Source organism: uncultured Thiodictyon sp. (assembly GCA_903837595.1).
Classification (GTDB): Bacteria; Pseudomonadota; Gammaproteobacteria; order Chromatiales; family Chromatiaceae; genus Thiodictyon.
Window position 1 is genome coordinate 1 of sequence record CAILVI010000165.1, and the last position, 2,642, is coordinate 2,642.

Annotated in this window: 1 protein-coding gene and 1 pseudogene; both read left to right on the forward strand. The window is 68.7% G+C overall.

Features of this window, described 5'->3' with window-relative positions; all coding sequences use genetic code 11:
- Positions 1 to 1,953 (forward strand): penicillin-binding protein 1B (mrcB, locus tag QZY44_RS08825; RefSeq protein WP_295445187.1); only part of this gene is annotated, 1,953 nt, incomplete at its 5' end.
- A 3-nt stretch (positions 1,954 to 1,956) separates the two neighbouring features.
- Positions 1,957 to 2,642 (forward strand): annotated as a pseudogene (locus QZY44_RS08830) (hypothetical protein); the annotation flags it as partial.

Sequence of the window (2,642 nt, forward strand, 5' to 3'; positions counted from 1 at the left end):
CTGATCGCCAGTATCTACCCGACGCACAATGAGGATCGGGTCCTGGTGCAGCGTAAGGACCTGCCTGACCTTTTGGTGAACACTCTGATGGCGGTGGAGGACCGGAGTTTCTTGAGCCATTACGGGGTCGATCCACGCGGCATCATCCGTGCTGGCTATCACAACCTGCGGGCGGGCGGGGTGGTCGAGGGTGCCAGTACCCTGACTCAACAATTGGTCAAGAATTTCTATCTCACCGCCGACCGGACCATGGTGCGCAAGCTCAACGAGGCCTACATGGCCTTGTTATTGGAGTGGCGCTATAGCAAGGACGACATCCTGGAGGCCTACGCCAATGAGATCTATTTGGGTCAAGACGGCCGCCGTGGCATCCATGGCTTCGGACTGGCGAGCAGCTTTTTCTTCAACCGCAATCTGGACGAACTCGGTATCCCGCAGATCGCGCTGCTGATCGGCCTGGTGCAGGCCCCCTCCAGCCTGGACCCCCGACGCTTCCCGGAGGCCGCGCTGAAGCGGCGCAACCTGGTGATCGACGTCATGGTGCGCGACGCCGTGATCACCGCCGCCGCCGGCGAGACGGCCAAGGCCGAGCCGCTGGGATTGCGCGAGGGGGGTGGGCGTCCGACTGGCGAATACCCGGACTTCATCGCGCTGGTGCGCCGCCAACTGCAGCGCGACTATAAGGACGAGGACCTGCGTTCCGAGGGCCTGCGGGTGTTCACCACCCTCGACCCGCTGATTCAAGTGACGGTTGAGGCCGCCTTGCCGAAGCGGCTGAAGGAATTGGAAAAGTCCCGCGGGATGCGGATCGGCACCCTGGAGACGGCCGCGGTGGTCACCTCCGTTTCCAATGGCGAGGTGCTGGCCCTGGCGGGCGGGCGCGAGGCCGGGTATGCGGGATTTAATCGCGCGCTCGACACCGTGCGCTCCATCGGCTCGCTGGTGAAGCCGGCGGTCTATCTCACCGCCTTGTCCAAGCCAGAGCGCTATACGCTGACCACCGGTATCCCGGATGAACCCTTTAGCTTACGGATCGGCGATCAGGTCTGGTCGCCCCAGAATTACGATCACTCGGTCCATGGCTCCATCCCCCTGTATCAGGCCCTGGCGCACTCCTTGAACCTGGCAACGGTCAACCTGGGGATGAGCCTCGGGGTCAAAGCGGTGGCGGATACACTGTATCGTCTGGGGGCTCAGCGCCGCATCGTTATGGTGCCGGCGATGATGCTGGGCGCGGTCTCACTGTCGCCCTTGGAGGTGGCTCAGATGTATCAGACCATCGCCGCCGGTGGCTATCGCGCTCCGCTGCGGGCGATCCGCGAGGTCATGGACGCCAACGGACGCCCGCTCAACCGTTATCCCCTCGCGGTGGAGGCGGTGGTGGACCCACGGGCGGCGTACCTGACCGGTTGGGCCATGCAGCAGGTGGTGCGCGAGGGTACGGCTAAGTGGCTGGGGGGGCGTCTGCCCGCGGGTATGACCATGGCGGGCAAGACCGGCACTACCGACGATATGCGTGACAGTTGGTTTGCCGGTTTCAGTGGCGACAAGGTGGCCGTGGTGTGGGTGGGCCGCGACGACTACAAACCCACCGGCTTTGCCGGCGGAACCGGCGCGTTGCGCGTCTGGGCGGAGTTCATGCTGGCCATCCCGAACGAGCCGCTCCAGCAGTCCCCGCCGGAAGGGGTGGTGCTCTCCGGCGCCTGTGGCCGTTCCGGAGTACCCTATATCGAGAGTGGCCCCGCGGGGGGGGGCTGTCCCGACAAGGATGAAACCCAGTCAGTGGCCCGACGCCCAGACGCACCGCGGGGCCCTGCGCAGCAGGAGGCCGGCGCGGCGGGTGGGCCGGTGCGGGGAACGGCCCCAACGACGGCCCCAACCCCGACCCCCCAGAGCGCGCCTGCGGCCGCACGCAAGGCCCCGGTCGAAAACCTTTTTCTCGGCGATATTTAACCGATGTCCAACGCTATTCGCCTTCTTGCCTGCATCGCTCTCCCCGTGTTCGGGTTCGCCGGCTGCGCCCTGGAACCGCGCGACGGGCCACCGGCGCCGGTCGTGACCGTCGCCACAGGTCCGGGTATGCCGCTGCCGGTGACTGAACCGGCCGAACCGGTCACGCCCGTCGCGCCGGTCAAGCCCAAGCCGAAGCCCGCGGTGTCGCGACCCAAGGAGGCGAAGGTCTACGCCTACCGTGACCCCGAGAGCGAGCCGGAGCCGGAGTTGGAGCCGACCCCGGACCCGCGGATGCTGCCGACGGCTGCTGCACCGGCACCGGTCGCGGCGCGCGCCCCGACTCACGCCCAGCCGGCGCCGCCCGCGGCTGCGGCCAAGCCACCGACGGCGGCCCCGGTGACGGTCGCCGCCGCCAAGCCACCGGCCGCGCCGACAACGTCAAAGGCGCAGGCGTCCGTGCCCCAGGCCCCGGCACCCAAGGCGGCGCCGGTTCGGCCGGTCCCGGCCGCACCGGCCAAGCCGACCGTGGACGTCGCGTCCGCAACCCCGGCGGCGCCCAAGGGGGCGCCGGTCCGTCCGGTCCCGAGCGCACCGGCCAAGCCGGCCGTTGAGGTGGCGTCCGCGACCCCGGCGGCCCCCACGGCGCGGCCGGCCGAGCGGGCCAGTCCGGCGCCGGTCAGGCCGGCCGC